The sequence below is a fragment of the Streptomyces sp. NRRL S-378 genome, from assembly GCF_000720645.1.
GTDB lineage: Bacteria > Actinomycetota > Actinomycetes > Streptomycetales > Streptomycetaceae > Streptomyces.
On the sequence record NZ_JOBX01000007.1, the window covers coordinates 128,903 to 149,693 of the forward strand.

A 20,791-nucleotide genomic window follows, 5' to 3' on the forward strand; every position below is an offset into this window, starting at 1 on the left:
CACATGGTCGACCGATTCCGTCGCGTAATCAAAAGGCAACAACGGAATCACTTGGCCGAGGGCATCGGCTCTGTCAGGATCGGCACTCACTTCGAGCTGTAGCTCGAACTGTAGCTACGGAGAGCGTGAGAGCGTGATGGGCAACCGCTTCCAGGTCAAGGACCGCTTCGCAGAGGGCGCGCAGTACATCGACGGACAGCTCCGGGCCGGAACCTCCGGACGGTCACACACCGTGGTCGACCCGGCCACCGGCGAGGAGGTCCTGACCTACGAGCTGGCGGGCACCGCGGACGTCGACGAGGCCGTCGCGGCCGCCAAGCGGGCCTTCCCGGCCTGGTCCGGCGCCACCCCCGGGGAGCGTTCGGACGCCCTGCACCGGCTGGCCGCCGTACTGGCCGAGCAGGCGGAGGACTTCGCGTACGCCGAGTCCCTCCAGTGCGGCAAGCCCATCAAGCTGTCCACGGAGTTCGACGTACCGGGCACCATCGACAACACCGCCTTCTTCGCGGGCGCCGCCCGGCACCTCCAGGGGCAGGCAGCCGCGGAGTACTCGGGCGACCACACCTCCTACGTGCGCCGGGAGGCCATCGGGGTCGTCGGCTCCATCGCCCCCTGGAACTACCCGCTCCAGATGGCCGCCTGGAAGATCCTCCCGGCGATCGCGGCGGGCAACACCATCGTGCTCAAGCCCGCCGAGCTCACCCCGCTGACCTCCCTGATGTTCGCCCAGGCGGCCAAGGAGGCGGGCCTGCCCGACGGTGTGATCAACATCGTCACGGGCGCCGGCCGCGACGCCGGAGAGCACCTCGTGGGCCACCCCGACGTGGTGATGACCTCCTTCACCGGCTCCACCGCCGTCGGCAAGCGGGTCGCGGAGATCGCCACCGCCACCGTGAAGCGCCTGCACCTGGAGCTCGGCGGCAAGGCCCCCTTCCTCGTCTTCGACGACGCCGACCTGGAGGCCGCCGCGCACGGCGCCGTCGCCGCCTCCCTGATCAACACCGGCCAGGACTGCACCGCCGCGACCCGCGCCTACGTACAGCGGCCCCTGCACGACGCCTTCGTCGCCCGGGTCGCCGAGCTGATGGAGACCGTCCGCCTGGGCGACCCCTTCGCGCCCGGCACCGACCTCGGCCCGCTGGTCTCGCACGCCCAGCGCGACCGCGTCGCCGGCTTCGTCGAGCGCGCCCGCGGCTACGCCACCGTCGTCACCGGCGGCGAGGTCCCGGGCGGCGAGCTCGCCGACGGGGCGTACTACCGGCCCACCCTGATCAGCGGCGCCGCCCAGGACAGCGAGGTGGTCCAGTCGGAGATCTTCGGCCCCGTCCTCGTGGTGCTGCCCTTCGACAGCGACGACGAGGGCATCGCGCTGGCCAACGACACCCCGTACGGGCTCGCCGCCTCCGCCTGGAGCCGCGACCTCTACCGGGCGAACCGCGCCACCCGCGAGATCAAGGCGGGCTGCGTGTGGGTCAACGACCACATCCCGATCATCAGCGAGATGCCCCACGGCGGCTACAAGGCGAGCGGCTTCGGAAAGGACATGTCCGCCTACTCCTTCGAGGAGTACACGCAGATCAAGCACGTGATGTACGACAACACCGCGGTGGCCGCGAAGGACTGGCACCGCACGATCTTCGGGGACAGATAGCCGATCACCGCCTGACCAGCGGTACACATCCCGAAAGGCCACAGCGCATGGAGCAGTTCGAGCCCGACCGCCTCTCCGCGGCGCAACTCGCCGCGATGCGGCGCAGCCTCACCAGCGGGCGCGGCGCCCTCACCCGCCGCTCGCTGCTGCGCGCCTCCGGAGTCGGAGCGCTCACCCTCGGAGGCCTGTCCACCCTCTCCGGGTGCGGCATCCCTCCCGCCAAGCGGGAGGGCGGCACGGCCGCGGCCTCCGACGACCACTCGGACCGGGAGAAGGAGATCAACTTCTCCAACTGGACCGAGTACATGGACACCAGTGAGGACGAGAAGTCCCGTCCCACGCTGGAGGAATTCACCAAGCGGACCGGGATCAAGGTCAAGTACACCGAGGACATCAACGACAACGTCGAGTTCTTCGGCAAGGTCAAACCGCAGCTCGCGGCCGGCCAGGACACCGGCCGCGACCTGATCGTCGTCACCGACTGGCTCGCCGCGCGCATCATCCGCCTCGGCTGGGCGCAGAAGCTCGACCCCTCGCACCTGCCGCACGCCTACGCCAACCTCTCCCCGCAGTTCCGCAGCCCCGACTGGGACCCGGGCCGCGCGTACAGCTACCCCTGGACCGGTATATCCACCGTCATCGCCTACAACGAGAAGGCGACGGAGGGCAGGAAGGTCGACTCCGTCACCCAGATGCTCGACGACCCCTCCCTCAAGGGCCGGGTCGGCTTCCTGACGGAGATGCGCGACAGCGTCGGCATGACCATGCTCGATCAGGGCAAGAACCCCGCCTCCTTCACGGACGCGGACTTCGACGAGGCGGTCGGCCGGCTCCAGAAGGGCGTGGACAAGAACCAGATCCGGCGCTTCACGGGCAACGACTACACCTCCGACCTGGACAAGGGCGACCTCGCCGCCTGCCTCGCCTGGGCGGGCGACATCATCCAGCTCCAGGCCGGAAACCCGGACATCAAGTTCGCCATCCCCGCCGCCGGCTACATCACCTCCAGCGACAACCTGCTGGTGCCCGCCAAGGCGCGGCACAAGGCCAACGCCGAACGGCTCATCGACTACTACTACGAGCTCCCGGTCGCCGCGCAGCTCGCCGCCTACATCAGCTACGTGTGCCCCGTCGAGGGTGTGGGCGACGAGCTCGCGAAGATCGATCCCGAGCTCGCGGAGAACACCCTGATCGTCCCGGACAAGGCGATGACCGCCAAGTCCCACGCCTTCCGCTCCCTCACCAGCGAGGAAGAGACGGCGTACGAGGAGAAGTTCGCCAAGCTCATCGGAGCCTGACGCCGGCCCGACGCGCCTGCGGCCGCCCCGCGGCGGCCTTCCCCCCTTGACCTCTTCGCCCACCCAACCCCGGGACCCCTCCATGACTGACAAGACCGAAGGCGGCGACGTCCGCCTCTCCGGGATCAGCAAGCACTACGGCACCTTCACCGCCGTGCACCCGCTGGACCTCACCGTCCCCCAGGGCTCCTTCTTCGCCCTGCTCGGCGCCTCCGGCTGCGGCAAGACCACCACCCTGCGCATGATCGCGGGCCTGGAGGAGCCCTCCACCGGCACGGTCCACCTCGGCGACCGGGAGGTCACCCACCTGCCGCCGTACAAGCGCCCGGTCAACACGGTCTTCCAGAGCTACGCGCTCTTCCCGCACCTGAGCATCTTCGAGAACATCGCCTTCGGTCTGCGCCGCCGGGGCATCAAGTCGGTCCGGAAGCAGGTCGACGAGATGCTGGAGCTGGTCCAGCTCGGCCAGTTCGCCCAGCGCAAGCCGCACCAGCTCTCCGGCGGCCAGCAGCAGCGCGTCGCCGTCGCCCGCGCCCTGATCAACCACCCGCAGGTGCTGCTCCTCGACGAGCCCCTCGGCGCCCTCGACCTCAAGCTGCGCCGCCAGATGCAGCTGGAGCTCAAGCGGATCCAGACGGAGGTCGGCATCACCTTCGTGCACGTCACGCACGACCAGGAGGAGGCCATGACCATGGCCGACACGGTCGCCGTGATGAACGGCGGCCGCGTCGAGCAGCTGGGCGCCCCCGCCGAGCTCTACGAGAACCCGCGGACCACCTTCGTCGCCAACTTCCTCGGCACCTCCAACCTCATCGAGGCCTCCGTGGAGTCCGCCGGCTCCGATGTCGTCGTCTCTGCCTCCGGCACCACGCTGCGGCTGCCCGCCGCCCGGTGTTCGACCACGCCCCGGGCCGGCGGGAAGCTGCTCGTCGGCGTCCGCCCGGAGAAGGTGTCTCTGGTCCCGGCCGAGGAGGAGCAGGCCATCGCGGCCGGCCGCAACAAGATCACCGGCCGGATAGCCGCCTCCTCCTTCATCGGAGTCTCCACCCAGTTCGTCGTCGACAGCCCGGTCTGCCCCGAGCTGGAGGTCTACGTCCAGAACATCGAGCGCGACGCCCGCCTGGTCCCGGGCGCCGAGGTCGTCCTGCACTGGAACCCGGAGCACACCTTCGGCCTCGACGCGGCCCAGGACATCGACGCGGGCGTCGAGACGGTCGAGGAGAGCGCGTGACCGCCACCGCCGCGCCGCCCCAGGCGCCCGCCCCCGCCGGACCCCCGGTCCACAAGCCGTCGACCCGCAAGCGGCTGGTCCCGTACTGGCTGCTGCTCCCCGGCATCCTGTGGCTGCTGGTCTTCTTCGTCCTGCCGATGGTCTACCAGGCCTCCACCTCGGTGCAGACCGGCTCCCTCGAAGAGGGCTTCGAGGTGACCTGGCACTTCCGGACCTACTGGGACGCCTTCACCGAGTACCTGCCGCAGTTCCTGCGCTCCCTGCTCTACGCCGGCACCGCCACCGCGCTGTGCCTGCTGCTCGGGTATCCGCTGGCGTACCTGATCGCCTTCAAGGCGGGCCGCTGGCGCAACCTGCTGCTGGTCCTGGTCATCGCGCCGTTCTTCACGAGCTTCCTGATCCGCACGCTGGCCTGGAAGACGATCCTGGCCGACGGCGGCCCGGTGGTCGCCGGACTCAACGCGATCGGCTTCCTCGACGTCACCAGCTGGCTCGGCATGACCGAGGGGGACCGGGTGCTGGCCACGCCGCTCGCGGTCGTCTGCGGCCTGACGTACAACTTCCTCCCCTTCATGATCCTGCCGCTGTACTCCTCGCTGGAGCGCATCGACACCCGCCTCCACGAGGCGGCCGGGGACCTGTACGCCCGCCCCGCCACGGTCTTCCGGAAGGTCACCTTCCCGCTCTCCATGCCGGGCGTGGTCTCCGGGACCCTGCTCACCTTCATCCCGGCGAGCGGCGACTACGTCAACGCCGAACTGCTCGGCTCCACGGACACCCGGATGATCGGCAACGTCATCCAGTCGCAGTACCTGCGGATCCTCGACTACCCGACGGCGGCCGCGCTGTCCTTCATTCTCATGGCCATCGTGCTGATCATGGTCACCATCTACATCCGCCGAGCGGGGACGGAGGACCTGGTCTGATGCGCACCCCCCTCACCTGGCTGCGGCGCAACCTGGTCGTGATCGCGGGCCTCGGCACGCTCGCGTACATGATCCTGCCGAACGTCGTCGTCACCGTCTTCTCCTTCAACAACCCCTCCGGGCGCTTCAACTACGCCTGGCAGGAGTTCTCGCTCGACGCGTGGAAGGACCCCTGCGGCGTCGCCGACATGTGCGGGTCCCTCGGGCTGTCGCTCCAGATCGCCCTGTGGTCGACGCTCGCGGCGACCGCCCTGGGCACGGCGATAGCCTTCGCGCTGGTGCGCTACCGGTTCCGGGCGCGCGGCGCGGTCAACTCGCTGATCTTCCTGCCCATGGCCATGCCGGAGATCGTGATGGCGGCCTCGCTGCTCGCGCTCTTTCTCAACATGGGCATCCAGCTGGGCTTCTGGACGATCCTGATCGCCCACATCATGTTCTGCCTCAGCTTCGTCGTCGCCGCCGTCAAGGCCCGCGTCCTGTCCATGGACCCGCGGCTGGAGGAGGCCGCCCGGGACCTCTACGCGGGCCCGGTGCAGACCTTCCTGCGGGTGACCCTGCCCATCGCGGCACCGGGTATCGCGGCGGGTGCGCTGCTCTCCTTCGCGCTCTCGTTCGACGACTTCATCATCACCAACTTCAACTCGGGCAACACCGTCACCTTCCCCATGTTCGTGTGGGGATCGGCCCAGCGCGGTACGCCCGTGCAGATCAACGTCATCGGCACGGCGATGTTCGTCATCGCGGTGCTGGTGGTCCTCGCCGGCCAGATGGTCGGCAACCGCCGCAAGAAGGCACAACCGAAGTAGTTCCGTAGTCCCGTAGGGAGTTGGAAGACATGGCCCCAGTCGCCATGCGTAGTGTTGCGAAATCCCTTTCCGAAGCGAAGCCGGTCTCGTACTGGCTGGACGATCCCGGCAAGCCCGCCCCGCAGCCGGCGCTGACCTCGGACGAGCGCTGCGACCTGCTGGTCATCGGCGGCGGCTACAGCGGTCTGTGGACCGCGCTGCTCGCCAAGGAGCGCGACCCCGAGCGGGACGTCGTACTGATCGAGAGCAAGGAGGCGGGCTGGGCCGCCTCCGGCCGCAACGGCGGCTTCTGCGCGGCCTCCCTCACCCACGGCCTGGGCAACGGGCTCGCCCGCTGGCCCGGCGAGCTGGCGAAGCTGGAGGAGCTGGGCGCCCGCAACCTCGACGCCATCGAGGAGGCCGTCGCCCGCTACGGCATCGACTGCGACTTCGAGCGGACCGGTGAGATCGACGTCGCCACCGAACCGCACCAGGTCGAGGAGCTGCGCGAACTCCACGAGGAGGCCAAGCGCCTGGGCCTGGCCGGCGGCTCCGAATGGCTCGACGGCGACGCCGTGCGCGCCGAGGTCGACTCCCCGACCTTCCTCGCCGGCCTGTGGGACCGCGACGGCGTCGCCATGCTCAACCCGGCGAAGCTGGCCTGGGGCCTGAAGCAGGCGTGCCTGGACCTCGGGGTGCGGATCTACGAGAACACCCGAGGTCTGAAGCTCGCCCCGGCGGGGCGCGGGATGACCGTGCAGACGCCCTACGGCACGATCCTCGCCCGCCGGGTGGCCCTGGGCACCAACATCTTCCCGTCGCTGGTCCGGCGGATCCGCCCGTTCACCGTCCCGGTCTACGACTACGCGCTGATGAGCGAGCCGCTGGACGAGGCGCAGCTGGCCTCGATCGGCTGGAAGCGGCGGCAGGGCCTGGGCGACAGCGCCAACCAGTTCCACTACTTCCGGATCACCAGGGACAACCGGATCCTGTGGGGCGGCTACGACGCGATCTATCCCTACCGCGGCAAGCTCGACTCCGAGTACGACCACCGTCCCGAGACCTACCTCCGGCTCGCGGAGCACTTCTTCACCGCCTTCCCGCAGCTGGAGGGGCTGAGGTTCAGCCATGCGTGGGGCGGTGCGATCGACACCTGCTCGCGCTTCTCCGCCTTCTTCGGAACGGCGCACTCCGGCAAGGTGGCGTACGCGGCCGGCTACACCGGCCTCGGAGTGGGCGCCACCCGCTTCGGCGCGGACGTGATGCTGGACCTGCTCGACGGGCTCTCCACCGAGCGCACCCGGCTGGAGATGGTGAAGTCCAAGCCGATGCCGTTCCCGCCCGAGCCGTTCGCCTGGACCGGGATCGCGCTCACCAAGTGGTCGCTGGCCCGCGCGGACGCCCGGGGCGGACACCGGAACCTGTGGCTGAAGGCGATGGACAAGCTCGGCCTCGGCTTCGACAGCTGAGCAGGCCGCGCCCCCCGGCGCGCACCGCCCCCGTGGCCGTGTGACCTGATTCACCCACACGGGGCGGGGAAACCCGCGTCATGGCCGCGCCCGGCCCCGCTCTGTGCGGGTGAGAACCCCTCACCTACAGGGAACGGAGGCCGGGCGATGACGACCCCGGGGGAAAAGGCCGCAGTGGACTGGCTGGTATCGGCGGCGCCCGATCCGGAAGCCTGCCGGTCGGAGTGGGAGCGCGACCCCCTCGGGGTCGCCCTGCTGCCCGCGGGGCGGCTCTGGGACGTGCTGGTCCTGCCGGGGGAGCTGGGACGGGCCACCCTCGACGTGCTGGATCCGCTCACCGAACGGCCCGGCCCGGTGCTCGCCGACTTCGGCGCATCGCGGCTGGGCTTCTTCGTGCCCCCGGGCACCGCCTCCCACTGGATCGGCACGGGCGTACGGGGGGCCGGGCGCGGGGCGTGGATCGTGGTCCCGTACCCGGGCCGGGCGACCGGGGGAGTGCGCTGGGAGGTGCTCCCGGACGGCGGGGGGACCCTCACGGACCCGGTCCTGCTGGAGCTCGCCATGCACGAGGCGGCCGCACGCGCGGTGATGGGGAAGGTCAGGAGCCCTTGAAGGTCCAAAGCCCTTGAAGGTCCGGAGCCCTTGACAAGAGGATTGGTCTGGACCATCTTGGGCGCCGCTGTTCCCGTTCCGCCAGCCTGGCTCCATCCCCCCATGTTCCGGAGGCAGTTGTGCGCAGAGCCTGGTCCCTCCTCACCGCCGCCGCCCTCGCGGCGGCCGGTTTCCTCGCCGCGGGCCCGCCCGCCGCAGCCGCGGACGCCGACCTCGTCCGCAACGGCGGCTTCGAAGCCGGACTCGATGGCTGGAGCTGCCCGGCCGGCAGCGCGGCGGCCGTCACCACCCCCGTCCACGGCGGCACCTCCGCCCTCCGGGCCACCCCGGCCGGGCAGGACAACGCCCGCTGCTCCCAGACCGTCACCGTCAAGCCGGACTCCACCTACACGCTCGGCGCCTGGGTGCAGGGCGCGTACGTCTACCTCGGCGCGAGCGGCACCGGCACCACCGACGTGTCGACCTGGACGCAGAGCCCGGGCGCCTGGAAGCAACTGACGGCCACCTTCCGCACCGGCCCGTCCACCACGTCGGTGACCGTCCACACCCACGGCTGGTACGGCCAGCCCGCCCACGTCACCGACGACGTCACCCTGGTCGGCCCCGATCCCGGCGGCCCCGGCCAGCCCCAGCTCCCGGCCGCACCCACCGGCCTGACCGCCTCGGCGGCCTCGTCGAGCTCGGTCCTGCTGTCCTGGACGGCGGTGCCCGGCGCCACCTCGTACACCGTCCACCGGGACGGCGCCGCACCCCTGCCGGTCACCTCCGCCCCGGCCACGGTGACCGGCCTCGCCGCCTCCACCGCGTACACCTTCCGCGTCAGCGCGGTGAACGCGGCGGGCGAGTCCCCGCAGAGCGCCCCCGTCTCCGTGACGACGGGCAGCGGCGGCGGAGGGGGCGGCGGACTCCCCGCACACGCCCTCGTCGGCTACCTGCACACGAGCTTCGCCAACGGCTCCGGCTACGTCCGCATGGCCGACGTGCCCGCCTCCTGGGACGTCATCAACCTCGCCTTCGGCGAACCCACCTCGGTGACCTCCGGCGACATCCGCTTCCGCCTCTGCCCGGTCGCGGAATGCCCGAACGTCGAATCGCCGGCCGAGTTCAAGGCGGCCGTCAAGGCGAAGCAGGCCGCCGGCAAGAAGGTGCTGATCTCCATCGGCGGCCAGAACGGCCAGGTCCAGCTCCCGACCCCCGCCGCCCGTGACACCTTCGTCTCCTCCGTCGCCAAGATCATCGACGAGTACGGGCTCGACGGCCTGGACATCGACTTCGAGGGCCACTCCCTCTCCCTGGCCGCCGGCGACACCGACTTCCGCAACCCCACCACCCCGGGCATCGTCCACCTGATCTCCGCGGTGAAGGCCCTGAAGGCCCGCTACGGCCCCGGCTTCGTCCTGACCATGGCCCCGGAGACCTTCTTCGTCCAGCTGGGGTACCAGTTCTACGGCTCCGGCCCCTGGGGCGGCCAGGACCCGCGCGCCGGCGCGTACCTCCCGGTCATCCACGCCCTGCGCGACGACCTCACCCTGCTCCACGTCCAGGACTACAACTCCGGCCCGATCATGGGCCTCGACGACCAGTACCACTCCATGGGCGGCGCGGACTTCCACATCGCCATGACCGACATGCTGCTCACCGGCTTCCCCGTCGCCGGTGACACCGCCCGCGTCTTCCCGGCGCTGCGCCCCGACCAGGTCGCGATCGGGGTGCCCGCCACCACCAACGCGGGCAACGGCCACACCTCGCCGGCCGACGTCACCAAGGCCCTGAACTGCCTGACGAAGAAGACCGACTGCGGGACGTACCGGACCCACGGCACCTGGCCCGGCCTGCGCGGCCTGATGACCTGGTCGATCAACTGGGACCGCTTCGGGGGCCGGGAGTTCAGCCGGAACTTCGACGCGTACTACGGCAGGACCGCCTGACCGCCAGCAGCAGCGGCGTGCACATCAGCAGGCTGGCCAGCACGTCCAGCGGCCAGTGGAACCCCCGCAGCACGAGCCCGGCGGCCGTCGCCCCCGTGAGTACGAGGGCGGCCGCCGCCGGCCACCACCGGCCCAGGTACGGCCGCACGAGCAGGGCCGCGCCCGCGTACGCGACGAAGGCCGTCGCGGTGTGGCCCGAGGGGAAATAGCCGGCGGCCCACGGCTCCAGGGGCCCGGGGCGGGCGGTCCACACCTTCAGCGGGACGACGGCGGCCGGCACCAGGGCCATGGCCAGCACCGCGGCGACGGCGCCGCGGCGCTCGCCGCGGAGGGCGGCGTACCCGGCGGCGAGGAGCAGCACGGGCAGCGCGACCGGGACGTTCCCGAGATCGGAGAGGGACTCGGTGACCGCGTCGGGGACGGTGCGCACGAGCGCGGCGCTCAGCCGGGCGTCCCAGGACAGCAGCGGACCCCGCACCAGGACCTGCCAGGCGATCAGGGCGAAGAGGAGTGCGCAGAGCGCGGAGGGGGCGAATGCGCCGAGAAGGGTGGCCGGCCGTCCCGGAACAGGGGGGATGGTTCCGGGACGGCCGCCCGGACCGGGTTGCCGCACGCCCCGGGGGGTTTGGGGCGGCCGGCCGTCCGATCGGTGAGGAGTGTGCGCGAACGCATGCCCGGTACGGCGCTGGGGAAGCCCGGTACCGGTATCGCCCCCGGTTTCCCGGGAGCGGGCTGTTTCACTCATCTGCAGAAACCGTACGGCAGCGGGAAGGGGACCGACAGCAGGAACGCGCTCCCGCCATCGGCCCCCCACAGCTTCTTCACAGCGCCCGCCCGTTACCGTCGGTAGGTGGGGGTGCGCTGCGCTCGGACGTTCTAGACGTTCGAGCACGTGGTCGTGTCGACCGGCTCAGATGTCCGTGCCGATGGCCGCGAACGCGGCCTCGATCAGGTCCAGGCCCTCGTTCAGCAGGTGCTCGCCGATGACGATCGGCGGGAGGAAGCGGAGCACGTTGCCGTAGGTGCCGCAGGTGAGGACGAGGAGGCCCTCGGCGTGGCAGGCCTTGGCGAGCGCGCCGGCCGCCTCCGGGAACGGGGTCTTGGACTCCGGGTCCTTGACCAGCTCGATCGCGATCATGGCGCCGCGGCCGCGGATGTCGCCGATGATGTCGTACTTCTCCTGCATGGCCGACAGACGGGCCTTCATGATGGACTCGATCTTCTTCGCCTTGGCGTTGAGGTCGAGCTCCTTCATGGTCTCGATGGAGCCGAGCGCACCGGCGCACGCCACCGGGTTGCCGCCGTAGGTGCCGCCCAGGCCGCCCGCGTGGGCGGAGTCCATGATCTCGGCGCGGCCGGTCACGGCGGCGAGCGGCAGACCGCCAGCGATGCCCTTGGCGGTGGTGATCAGGTCCGGGACGATGCCCTCGTCCTCGCACGCGAACCACTGGCCGGTGCGGCAGAAGCCGGACTGGATCTCGTCGGCGACGAACACGATGCCGTTCTCGTTGGCGAACTTCACGATCGCCGGGAGGAAGCCCTTGGCCGGCTCGATGAAACCGCCCTCGCCGAGGACCGGCTCGATGATGATCGCGGCGACGTTCTCGGCGCCGATCTGCTTGGTGATCTGGTCGATCGCCTGGGCGGCGGCCTCGGGGCCGCAGTTCTCGGCACCGGTGGGCCAGCGGTAGCCGTAGGCGACCGGGACGCGGTAGACCTCGGGGGCGAACGGACCGAAGCCGTGCTTGTACGGCATGTTCTTCGCGGTCAGCGCCATGGTGAGGTTCGTGCGGCCGTGGTAGCCGTGGTCGAAGACGACGACGGCCTGGCGCTTGGTGTACGAACGGGCGATCTTGACGGCGTTCTCGACGGCCTCGGCGCCGGAGTTGAACAGGGCCGACTTCTTGGCGTGGTCGCCCGGCGTCAGCTCGGCGAGGGCCTCGCAGACCTCGACGTAGCCCTCGTACGGGGTGACCATGAAGCAGGTGTGGGTGAAGTCGGCGAGCTGCGCGGAGGCGCGGCGCACGACGGCCTCGGCGGAGGCGCCGACCGAGGTCACGGCGATGCCGGAGCCGAAGTCGATCAGCTGGTTGCCGTCGACGTCCTCGATGATGCCGCCGCCCGCGCGGGCCGTGAAGACGGGCAGCACGGAGCCCACGCCACCGGCCACGGTCTGCAGGCGGCGCGCCTGCAGCTCCTGCGACTTGGGGCCGGGGATCGCGGTGACGATCTTGCGCTCCTGCGGGACAGCAGTCATAGAGGGCTCCTGGGGGGTGTTTTCGGACGCACTTGTGTCTTTGTCCGCAGGCTAGGCCCGGGAGCGGGGGTCCTGCATGCTCCGTTCGGTAGTGATCTCAGCGTGTCCTTGTCCGCGACGGCCATAGGAAGGCCCCGGGGCCTGTCTCGTGGATCAGGACCGGGTACGGGCGTAGCGCACCCCCAAGGCCCGGGCCGGGCACTAGATTGAGCGCCGCAGGGCAAGGGATGGGCAGGGGGCAGGGGTTCATGGACACCGAGGGAACGTACGACGGGCAGGCGACCCGAGCGGGTCACGTACCAAGGCCTGCCACCTCGCCTGAACACCCTCCGAAACCGCTCCACGCACCCGGCGGCGCCCCCGGACAGCTGCTGCCCCTCGCCGAATGGATCAGCACCCCGCGCCCGGCCGCCGAGCCGGGCGTCTGGCGCTACGGCCACACCCCGCGGGCGGCGGCGGAGCCCGAGCGGACCCCGGACCGCGCCCTGGCGAGCGGCGCGCTCATCTCCTTCCTGGGCTGCGTTCTCGTCTGGTCCCTCATGCGCAACACCTACATCCCCTTCTGGGACACACCGCTGAAGCTGTTCACGCCCGACAGCTGGTGGGCGGCGGACGGCGAACCCGTCGCGAAGACGGGTGGCGTGCAGGCCAAGCCGATCTACGAGCTGCTCTTCGTCGCAGCGCTCCTCTACGGTTTCGGGAGGCTGGGCAACTGGCGGACCGTCTGGACGCGCCTGGTCGTCGCGCGGGGCCCCGTCGTCCAGGCCCTCGCGGTCGTTCCCCTGGCCTACGTGACGATCCTCCTCGTGCACAACTACCAGCTGCCGCTGCGGCAGCTCGCGGAGGGGTTCCTCACCTTCGAGGGCGATCCGGTGGCCAACCGGGCCCTCATGGACACCACCCGGACCGTGATCGACGTGGTCCTCCTCCTCGCCTTCTCCCTCCTCGGCGGTGTCGTGGGCCTGGTCCGCCGCCTTGCGGGCGTCGGCGGCGCGAAGGGACCGGCCACCCCCGACCGGCCGCCCGCGCCGGGCCCCGAGGCGGGAGGACTCGAAGACCCCGTGCGGTGGCCGCAGTTGCGGGGGGCCGGGCTGGGGGACGTGGCCGATCGGCTGGAGGGGGAGGCCGGGGGTGGGCGGATGAACGACGTGGACTACGCCCGCATCCGGCGGGCCTGGGACTCCGTCCGCGTCGACCCCTCCCGCATGCGCGCCTTCGCCGACTCCGTCCGCGACAAGGGCGCCGGGGCCTGCGTGCACCCCTCCGGGGACCGGGACCTGCCCGTGCGGGCCGCCCGGCACGACCTGCTGGCCCGGCAGGTGCTCCTCGGCACCGTCGAGGACGGCGTCCGCAACCCCTACGCCCGCCGCGGCACCTCCCTCGCGCTCGACCCCGATGTGCTCGGCACCTCCCTGCTCGCCGTCGGCCCCTCCGGCACCGGCAAGACGCAGCGACTGGTCCGGCCCGTCGTGGAGTCCCTCGCCCTCCAGGCCCTCGCAGGCCAGGCCGCCGTCGTCGCCGTCGGCGCCGCCGGGGCCCAGCTCGGGCCCGACGCCGCCTACGACGTCGTCGTCCGCATCGGCGACCCCGGCTCCGTCTACGACCTCGACCTCTACGGCGGGGCCACCGACCCCGACGAGGCCGCGACCCTGCTCGCCGAGGCCTTCGTCGGAGACGTCCCCGGCATCGACGTGCGCCGGGCGGCGACCGCCCTCGCCCAGCTCCTCGGGCCGTTCCGGACGGCGTACGGCCGCTTCCCCGCCGTGCCCGAGCTGCGCGAGCTGCTCGACCAGGTCCCGGCCGCCTTCGACGCCCTGCGCCGCGAGCTCGCCGCCGACGGCGCCGCGCACCACGCGATGCTGCGCGAGCTCGACGCCCGCACCCGCCAGCACGGGGCGCACGGCGATCCCGGACCGGCCCTCGCCGACCGGGTGGCCCTGCTGGACCGGCCCGCGTTCGCCGGCTTCTTCGACACCACCGGCCAGGGCCGGCCCTTCTCGCTGCGCGCCCTGGAGCACCCGATCCGGGTCCGTGTCGACCTCCCCGAGCGGGGCCACGCCGACGCCTCCCGGATGCTGGCCCGGCTGCTGCTCGCCCAGTTCAACGCCGCCGCGGCCGCCCGCGCCGACCGCTCCCTCTTCGCCTTCCTCGCCTTCGACGACGCCTCGCACACCCTGACCCCGGAGACCGTGCGCGGCGTCCAGCGGCTGCGCTCGGCGCACGCGGGCGTCCTGCTCACCCTGCGCACGCTGGACGACGTACCGGAGGCGCTGCGCACGCCGCTGCTGGGGGCGGTCGGCTGCCGGATGGCCTTCTCCGGGGTCACCACCTGGGACGGCAAGCGCTTCGCCGAGGCCTGGGGCACCGAGTGGGTGGAGACGCGCGACGTCACCCACCGCACCGTCTTCGCCGACCAGCCGCTGACCCGGGCGATCCACGCCTTCCGCAAGCTCGTCACCGGCAAGGCGGTCACCACGGACGCGGTGACCGTGCGGCAGGTGGAACGGGAACGGTGGTCCGCCTCGGACCTGGCACACGCCGTGCCCCCCGGGCACGCCGTGCTCTCGCTCACCTCCGTAAAGGGGGAGCGGGCGGCCCCGCTGCTGGTCCGGCTGGCCGGAACGGCCTGAACAGCGCCCCCGACCCGTACGAGGTGGCAGAATCGAGGGGAGTCGTTCGTACGACACGGCGAAAAGCGTCGGCGGCTCCTCCACCGCTTCCCTCCCGCTCACCCTCCCTCCCGCTCACGCTCCTCTCCCGCTCCGAAGGCCCCTGGTATCCGATGCCGCTGACCCTCGCCTCACTCGTCCAGCACTCGGCGCTCAAGCTCAGCGTCCGGGCGGGCGAGAGCCGCCTGGACACCCCCGTGCGCTGGGCCCACGTCAGCGAGCTCGCCGACCCCGTCCCCTACATGGAGGGCGGGGAGCTGCTGCTGATCACCGCGATGAAGCTGGACGCCGACGACCCGCAGGAGATGCGGGCCTACGTACGCCGACTCGCCGCGGCCGGAGTGGTCGGCATCGGCTTCGCGATCGGCGTCAACTACGAGGCGGTCCCCGAGGCACTGGTCGAGGCGGCGCGGACCGAGGACATGCCGCTGCTGGAGGTGCCGCGCCGGACGCCCTTCCTCGCGATCAGCAAAGCCGTCTCCGCGGCGCTGGCGGCGGACCAGTACCGGGCGGTCACCGCCGGGTTCGAGGCCCAGCGCGAGCTGACGCGCGCCGCGCTCTCCGCCGACGGGCCCGCCGAGCTGCTGGCGAGGCTCGCGGCGCACGTGCACGGCTGGGCCGCGCTCTACGACACCTCCGGCGCGGTCGTGGCGGCCGCCCCCGAGTGGGCCGCGCGCCGCGCCGCCCGGCTGACCCCGGACGTGGAGCGGCTGCGGGAGCGGCCGGCGCCCGCGAGCGCCGTGGTCGGGGGTTCCGAGGACCGCGTCGAGCTCCAGTCCCTGGGCACCGGCCGACGGGCGCGCGGCGCGCTCGCCGTCGGCACCGGCGCCCCGCTGGGCACCGCCGAGCGGTACGCCGTCCACTCCGCGGTGGCGTTGCTGACGCTCACCACCGAGCGGTCGCGGTCGCTGCACGACGCCGAGTCCCGGCTGGGGGCGGCGGTGCTGCGGATGCTGCTGGCGGACGAGCCGGACCACGCCCGGGCCGTGGCCGGCGACCTCTACGGGTCCCTGCTGGACGCGCCGTTCCGGCTGGTCGTGGCGGAGCCGGCGCTGGCGGGGACGGCGCAGCCCGAGGGGCTGGCGCTGCTGGCCGACACGGTGGAGTCCGCGGCGGCCCGTACCGGGGAGGCGCTGCTGGTGGTCCCGGAGGCGGGGCGGCTGGTGGTCCTCGCCTCCGACGCCGGGTCGGCCGTACAGGCGTGCACGGACCACGCCGAGGCCTTGGAGGCCCGGCGCGGCCGGGACGCGGCCGGGCCGGAGCCGGACGAACTGGTCATCGGGCTGTCCGCGCCCGCCGGCCCCGGCGGCGTCGCCGCGGCCCTCAAGCAGGCCGACCAGGCGCTCGCGGTGGCCCGCCGGCGCGGGCGCCCGATGGTGGAGCACGAGGACATGGCGGCGGGCTCGGTCCTGCCGCTGCTGGCCGACGACGCGGTGCGGGCCTTCGCGGACGGGACCCTGCGGGCGCTGCGGGAGCACGACGCGACAGGACGCGGGGACCTGGTGGCCTCGCTGCAGGCCTGGCTCTCCCGGCACGGCCAGTGGGACGCGGCCGCGGCCGACCTCGGCGTGCACCGGCACACCCTGCGCTACCGGATGAAGCGGGTCGAGGAGATCCTCGGCCGCTCCCTGGAGGACCCGGACGTCCGCATGGAGCTGTGGCTCGCCCTCAAGGCCACCTCCACCTCCGGCTAGCCCGCTCCCGGCCAGTGCGGGTCCGCTCCCGAGCCGTGTCCGCTGCCGGCCAGGGCGTGTCCGCTCCCGAGCCGTGTCCGCTCCCGGCAGGGCGGCCCCGCTCCGGAGCCGCCCTGCCGGGCAGGGCTGTCCCCCGGCGACAGTGACAAAGCGGCGCGGCTCCGACGGCGGGTACTACACCCCGGATAAACGCCGAATCCCCCGCGGAGTCCTACGGTGGAGGGGTCAGGACCCACCGCACACTTCCGAAGGGCCGGGATTCGCATGACTTCCACCCACGCCTTCTGGCTCGCCGGCCGCCAGGCCACCGGCGAGGACAGCTTCGACGTCCACTCCCCGTGGGACGGCCGACTGGTCGGCACGGTCAGCGTGCCCACCGACGCGCAGGTCGAAGAGGCCGTGGCCGCGGCGTACGCCGTGACGGCGGAGTTCTCCGCGACCCCCGCCCACGTACGGGCCGCCGCCCTGGACCACGTGTCCAAGCGGCTCGTCGAGCGCACCGAGGAGATCGCCCAGCTGATCTCCGCCGAGAACGGCAAGCCCATCAAGTGGGCCCGCGGTGAGGTCGGCCGTGCGGTGTCCGTGTTCCGCTTCGCCGCGGAGGAGGCCCGTCGCTTCAACGGCGGCGAGGCCCAGCGCCTCGACACCGACGCCGGCGGCGTCGGCCGTCTCGCGCTGACCCGGCGCTTCGTCAAGGGCCCGGTCCTCGGCATCGCGCCGTTCAATTTCCCGCTGAACCTGTGCGCCCACAAGGTGGCCCCGGCCATCGCCGTCGGCGCGCCGATCATCCTCAAGCCGGCCCCGGCCACGCCGCTGTCCGGCCTGATCCTGGGTGAGCTGCTCGCCGAGACCGACCTCCCGGCCGGCTCCTGGTCGGTCCTGCCGGTCGCGAACGACAAGATGCCCGCCCTGGTCAAGGACGAGCGCCTCCCCGTCATCTCCTTCACCGGTTCCGACACCGTCGGCTACGCCATCCAGCAGTCGGTGCCCCACAAGCACTGCACCCTGGAGCTCGGCGGCAACGCCGCGGCCGTGGTCCTGGACGACTGGTCCTCCGACGCCGACCTCGACTGGGCCGCGACCCGCATCGCGACCTTCTCGAACTACCAGGCCGGCCAGTCCTGCATCTCCGTGCAGCGCGTGATCGCCGACGCCTCCGTCTACGACCGCCTCGTCGAGAAGGTCGTCGCGAAGGTCCAGGCCCAGGTCACCGGCGACCCGAACGACGACGCCACCGACGTCGGCCCGCTCGTCTCCGAGGCCGCCGCCCAGCGCGTCGAGTCCTGGGTCGACGAGGCCGTGTCCGCCGGCGCCAAGCTGCTCACCGGGGGCAAGCGCGAGGGTGCCTCGTACGAGCCCACCGTCCTCGCGAACGTCCCCGACGGCGTCAAGCTCGCCACCGAGGAGGTCTTCGGCCCGGTCCTGACCCTCCTGCGGGTCGAGAACACCGACGAGGCCTTCGCCGCGGTGAACGACTCGAAGTTCGGTCTGCAGACCGGCGTCTTCACCCGCGACGTCCGGACCGCGTTCCGCGCCCACCGCGAGCTCGAGGTCGGCGGCGTGATCATCGGTGACGCGCCGTCCTACCGCGCCGACCAGATGCCGTACGGCGGCGTCAAGCAGTCCGGTGTGGGCCGCGAGGGCGTCCGCTACGCGATGGACGACTACACGTACGAGCGGGTCCTGGTCCTGACCGGCCTCGACATCTGATCTCGTACGGCCATTGAGCCGACGGCCGGAGCCCACTGTGCGGGGGCTCCGGCCGTCTTCTTTCCCAGGCCGTCCGACACGGGGGAACAGCAGGATCCCGGCTGGTTCCCCCGGACGCATCACCGCCGTTCGGCCGTGCCGTGCAGCAGGGAATGGACCGCCGCCACGTCCAGGACGGATGCCGTGCCGGGGACCAACCGGGCAGGCAGCGATGCGGAGCGGCGTCCGACTGCCGGAGCAGGGGTACGCCGCCTCCCGGAACGCCTCCCGCAGCCGTTCCCCGGTGGGCTGCCCGTCGCCCGCCGACGCGATGACGAGGAACCGGGCGAGGTGCCGGTCCAGGCGGTGGGCGTCCAACGGCCGGCGACCAGGTCGTGGGCCCGGACGAGGAAAGCGGCGCGCACGCACCCGGTCGGCGGCATCCCGGCGGTGGCGCCTGCCGGGCGTTCCCCGAGGGCGTCCGGGGCCCGTTCCCCCGACTGGTCCGTCCCGGCTTTTCCCGCGGAGCCGGGCGGGGTACGACTCACAGGTAGCACCGGCCAGTAGGCCGGTACACCGACTCCGGCGGCGAGGTGAGTCCCCTCATGTCCGCAACACAGCCCGTACAGCCCAGCGGCACACAGCCCAAGGTGACCGAGCGCGAGGCACGACAGGTCGCGGAAGCGGCCCGGGAGCAGGACTGGCGCAAACCCAGTTTCGCCAAGGAGCTCTTCCTGGGACGGTTCCGCCTCGACCTGATCCATCCCCATCCGCTCCCCGCCGACGAGGACGTCCGCCGGGGCGAGGCCTTCCTCGCCCGGTTGCGCGATTTCTGTGAGACCCGCATCGACGGCGCCCTCATCGAGCGCGAGGCGAAGATCCCCGACGAGACCGTGCGCGGCCTCAAGGAGCTCGGCGCCCTCGGCATGAAGATCGATCCCAAGTACGGGGGCCTCGGCCTCACCCAGGTCTACTACAACAAGGCGCTCGCCCTCGTCGGCTCGGTCAGCCCGGCCATCGGGGCCCTGCTCTCCGCCCACCAGTCGATCGGCGTGCCCCAGCCGCTCAAGATGTTCGGCACGCAGGCCCAGAAGGACGCCTACCTGCCGCGCTGCGCCACCACCGCCATCAGCGCCTTCCTGCTCACCGAACCCGACGTGGGCTCCGACCCGGCGCGCCTGGCCACCACCGCGGTCCCGGACGGGGACGATGCCTACGTGCTCGACGGCGTGAAGCTGTGGACCACCAACGGGGTCGTTGCGGACCTGCTCGTGGTCATGGCCCGGGTCCCGAAGTCGGAGAACCATCGCGGCGGGATCACCGCCTTCGTCGTCGAGGCCGACTCGCCCGGCATCACCGTCGAGCACCGCAACGCCTTCATGGGCCTGCGCGGCCTGGAGAACGGCGTCACCCGATTCCACCAGGTACGCGTCCCCGCCGACCAGCGCATCGGCGCCGAGGGAGCCGGCCTGAAGATCGCCCTGACCACGCTCAACACCGGGCGGCTCTCCCTGCCCGCCATGTGCGTCGGCGCCGGCAAGTGGTGCCTGAAGATCGCCCGCGAATGGTCCGGTGTACGCGAGCAGTGGGGCCGGCCGGTCGCGAAGCACGAGGCGGTCGGCGCCAAGATCTCCTTCATCGCCGCCACCACCTTCGCCCTCGAGGCGGTCGTCGACCTCGCCTCCCAGATGGCCGACGAGGACCGCAACGACATCCGCATCGAAGCCGCCCTCGCCAAGCTCTACGGCTCCGAGATGGCCTGTCTGATGGCCGACGAACTGGTCCAGATCCGCGGCGGGCGCGGCTTCGAGACCGCCGAGTCGCTGGCCGCCCGCGGCGAGCGCGCCGTCCCCGCCGAGCAGATGCTGCGAGACCTGCGCATCAACCGGATCTTCGAGGGCTCGACGGAGATCATGCACCTGCTGATCGCCCGCGAGGCCGTCGACGCCCACCTGTCGGTGGCCGGCGACCTCATCGACCCCGACAAGGCACTCGGCGACAAGGCCAGGGCCGGCGCCCGCGCCGCCGGGTTCTACGCCCGCTGGCTGCCCAGACTGGCCACCGGCCCCGGCCACGTCCCCGGCACCTACCGGGCCTTCCACCCCGGCGGCCACCCCGACCTCTCCACGCACCTGCGGTATGTGGAACGCAGCGCCCGCAAGCTCGCCCGGTCCACCTTCTACGCGATGTCCCGCTGGCAGGGCCGCATGGAGACCAAGCAGGGCTTCCTGGGCCGGATCGTCGACATCGGCGCCGAACTCTTCGCGATGAGCGCAGCCTGCGTGCGCGCCGAGCACCTGCGCGCCGCCGGCGAGCACGGCCGCGAGGCGTACCAGCTCGCCGACGCCTTCTGCGAGCAGTCCCGGCTGCGCGTCGAGGAGCTGTTCGGCCGGCTCTGGTCCAACACCGACGACCTCGACCGCAAGGTGGTCGCAGGCGTCCTGTCCGGGACCTACGCCTGGCTGGAGGAGGGCGTGCTCGACCCCTCCGGCGACGGCCCCTGGATCGCCGACGCCGCACCCGGACCCTCGAACCGGAAAAACGTACACCGCCCCATCCGCTGACCTGCGATCATCGCCGCA

14 protein-coding genes are annotated in these 20,791 nt (G+C 72.0%); 12 read left to right on the plus strand and 2 right to left on the minus strand.

Annotated elements, in window-relative coordinates:
* Positions 1 to 136: 136 nt before the first annotated feature.
* From IH80_RS0107165 to IH80_RS0107200, 8 genes are all read left to right on the plus strand, one after another.
* Positions 137 to 1,651, plus strand: a complete 1,515-nt coding sequence (locus IH80_RS0107165) for a gamma-aminobutyraldehyde dehydrogenase (RefSeq protein WP_030958606.1) — start codon at positions 137 to 139, stop codon at positions 1,649 to 1,651.
* A 47-nt stretch (positions 1,652 to 1,698) separates the two neighbouring features.
* On the plus strand, positions 1,699 to 2,949 hold the full coding sequence (locus IH80_RS0107170) for a polyamine ABC transporter substrate-binding protein (RefSeq protein ID WP_030958608.1): 1,251 nt from the start codon (positions 1,699 to 1,701) through the stop codon (positions 2,947 to 2,949).
* Between the two features lie 82 nt (positions 2,950 to 3,031).
* Positions 3,032 to 4,180: an ABC transporter ATP-binding protein gene (locus tag IH80_RS0107175; RefSeq protein WP_030958610.1), complete on the plus strand. Its 1,149-nt coding sequence runs from the start codon at positions 3,032 to 3,034 to the stop codon at positions 4,178 to 4,180.
* Entirely contained in the window at positions 4,177 to 5,106 is a 930-nt protein-coding gene (locus IH80_RS0107180) for an ABC transporter permease (protein ID WP_030958612.1), read from the plus strand. Before IH80_RS0107175 ends, IH80_RS0107180 begins: the two co-directional genes overlap by 4 nt.
* Positions 5,106 to 5,912 carry an ABC transporter permease gene (locus tag IH80_RS0107185; RefSeq protein WP_030844429.1) on the plus strand — a complete coding sequence of 269 codons (807 nt, stop codon included), beginning with the start codon at positions 5,106 to 5,108 and terminating at the stop codon, positions 5,910 to 5,912. Before IH80_RS0107180 ends, IH80_RS0107185 begins: the two co-directional genes overlap by 1 nt.
* Before the next feature lie 29 nt (positions 5,913 to 5,941).
* Positions 5,942 to 7,360: an NAD(P)/FAD-dependent oxidoreductase gene (locus IH80_RS0107190; protein ID WP_030958613.1), complete on the plus strand. Its 1,419-nt coding sequence runs from the start codon at positions 5,942 to 5,944 to the stop codon at positions 7,358 to 7,360.
* Between the two features lie 147 nt (positions 7,361 to 7,507).
* A complete protein-coding gene (locus IH80_RS0107195) occupies positions 7,508 to 7,972 on the plus strand; it encodes a hypothetical protein (RefSeq protein ID WP_030958614.1) in 465 nt (154 codons plus the stop codon).
* A gap of 119 nt (positions 7,973 to 8,091) precedes the next feature.
* Positions 8,092 to 9,900 carry a chitinase gene (locus IH80_RS0107200; RefSeq protein ID WP_030958616.1) on the plus strand — a complete coding sequence of 603 codons (1,809 nt, stop codon included), beginning with the start codon at positions 8,092 to 8,094 and terminating at the stop codon, positions 9,898 to 9,900.
* Here the strand turns inward: IH80_RS0107200 and IH80_RS0107205 are convergent.
* Both IH80_RS0107205 and gabT read right to left on the minus strand, forming a co-directional pair.
* A complete protein-coding gene (locus IH80_RS0107205) occupies positions 9,860 to 10,645 on the minus strand; it encodes a phosphatase PAP2 family protein (RefSeq protein ID WP_030958618.1) in 786 nt (261 codons plus the stop codon). The two genes, IH80_RS0107200 and IH80_RS0107205, sit on opposite strands and share 41 nt — an antisense overlap.
* A 165-nt stretch (positions 10,646 to 10,810) precedes the next feature.
* The gene (gene gabT / locus IH80_RS0107210) at positions 10,811 to 12,157 is read right to left on the minus strand and encodes a 4-aminobutyrate--2-oxoglutarate transaminase (RefSeq protein ID WP_030958620.1); all 1,347 of its coding nucleotides are present in this window, start codon (positions 12,155 to 12,157) and stop codon (positions 10,811 to 10,813) included.
* 248 nt (positions 12,158 to 12,405) lie between these two features.
* On the opposite strand from gabT, the gene IH80_RS0107215 reads away from it, so the two are divergent.
* From IH80_RS0107215 to IH80_RS0107230, 4 genes are all read left to right on the plus strand, one after another.
* Positions 12,406 to 14,787, plus strand: a complete 2,382-nt coding sequence (locus IH80_RS0107215) for a hypothetical protein (RefSeq protein WP_030958621.1) — start codon at positions 12,406 to 12,408, stop codon at positions 14,785 to 14,787.
* A gap of 152 nt (positions 14,788 to 14,939) precedes the next feature.
* Complete coding sequence (locus IH80_RS0107220; protein ID WP_030958622.1) at positions 14,940 to 16,520, plus strand: PucR family transcriptional regulator; 1,581 nt, start codon at positions 14,940 to 14,942, stop codon at positions 16,518 to 16,520.
* A 264-nt stretch (positions 16,521 to 16,784) separates the two neighbouring features.
* Positions 16,785 to 18,230, plus strand: a complete 1,446-nt coding sequence (locus IH80_RS0107225) for an aldehyde dehydrogenase family protein (RefSeq protein WP_030958624.1) — start codon at positions 16,785 to 16,787, stop codon at positions 18,228 to 18,230.
* Between the two features lie 584 nt (positions 18,231 to 18,814).
* Complete coding sequence (locus IH80_RS0107230) at positions 18,815 to 20,773, plus strand: acyl-CoA dehydrogenase family protein (protein WP_030958626.1); 1,959 nt, start codon at positions 18,815 to 18,817, stop codon at positions 20,771 to 20,773.
* The last annotated feature ends 18 nt before the right edge of the window (positions 20,774 to 20,791 follow it).

What these genes read in the sequence shown, in the direction of transcription:
- IH80_RS0107165 (WP_030958606.1), top strand. Translation starts at nt 137, where the DNA reads ATGGGCAACCGCTTCCAGGTCAAGGACCGCTTCGCAGAGGGCGCGCAG.
- IH80_RS0107170 (WP_030958608.1), top strand. Translation starts at nt 1,699, where the DNA reads ATGGAGCAGTTCGAGCCCGACCGCCTCTCCGCGGCGCAACTCGCCGCG.
- IH80_RS0107175 (WP_030958610.1), top strand. Translation starts at nt 3,032, where the DNA reads ATGACTGACAAGACCGAAGGCGGCGACGTCCGCCTCTCCGGGATCAGC.
- IH80_RS0107185 (WP_030844429.1), top strand. Translation starts at nt 5,106, where the DNA reads ATGCGCACCCCCCTCACCTGGCTGCGGCGCAACCTGGTCGTGATCGCG.
- IH80_RS0107190 (WP_030958613.1), top strand. Translation starts at nt 5,942, where the DNA reads ATGGCCCCAGTCGCCATGCGTAGTGTTGCGAAATCCCTTTCCGAAGCG.
- IH80_RS0107195 (WP_030958614.1), top strand. Translation starts at nt 7,508, where the DNA reads ATGACGACCCCGGGGGAAAAGGCCGCAGTGGACTGGCTGGTATCGGCG.
- IH80_RS0107205 (WP_030958618.1), bottom strand. Translation starts at nt 10,645, where the DNA reads ATGAGTGAAACAGCCCGCTCCCGGGAAACCGGGGGCGATACCGGTACC.
- gabT (WP_030958620.1), bottom strand. Translation starts at nt 12,157, where the DNA reads ATGACTGCTGTCCCGCAGGAGCGCAAGATCGTCACCGCGATCCCCGGC.
- IH80_RS0107215 (WP_030958621.1), top strand. Translation starts at nt 12,406, where the DNA reads ATGGACACCGAGGGAACGTACGACGGGCAGGCGACCCGAGCGGGTCAC.
- IH80_RS0107220 (WP_030958622.1), top strand. Translation starts at nt 14,940, where the DNA reads ATGCCGCTGACCCTCGCCTCACTCGTCCAGCACTCGGCGCTCAAGCTC.
- IH80_RS0107225 (WP_030958624.1), top strand. Translation starts at nt 16,785, where the DNA reads ATGACTTCCACCCACGCCTTCTGGCTCGCCGGCCGCCAGGCCACCGGC.
- IH80_RS0107230 (WP_030958626.1), top strand. Translation starts at nt 18,815, where the DNA reads ATGTCCGCAACACAGCCCGTACAGCCCAGCGGCACACAGCCCAAGGTG.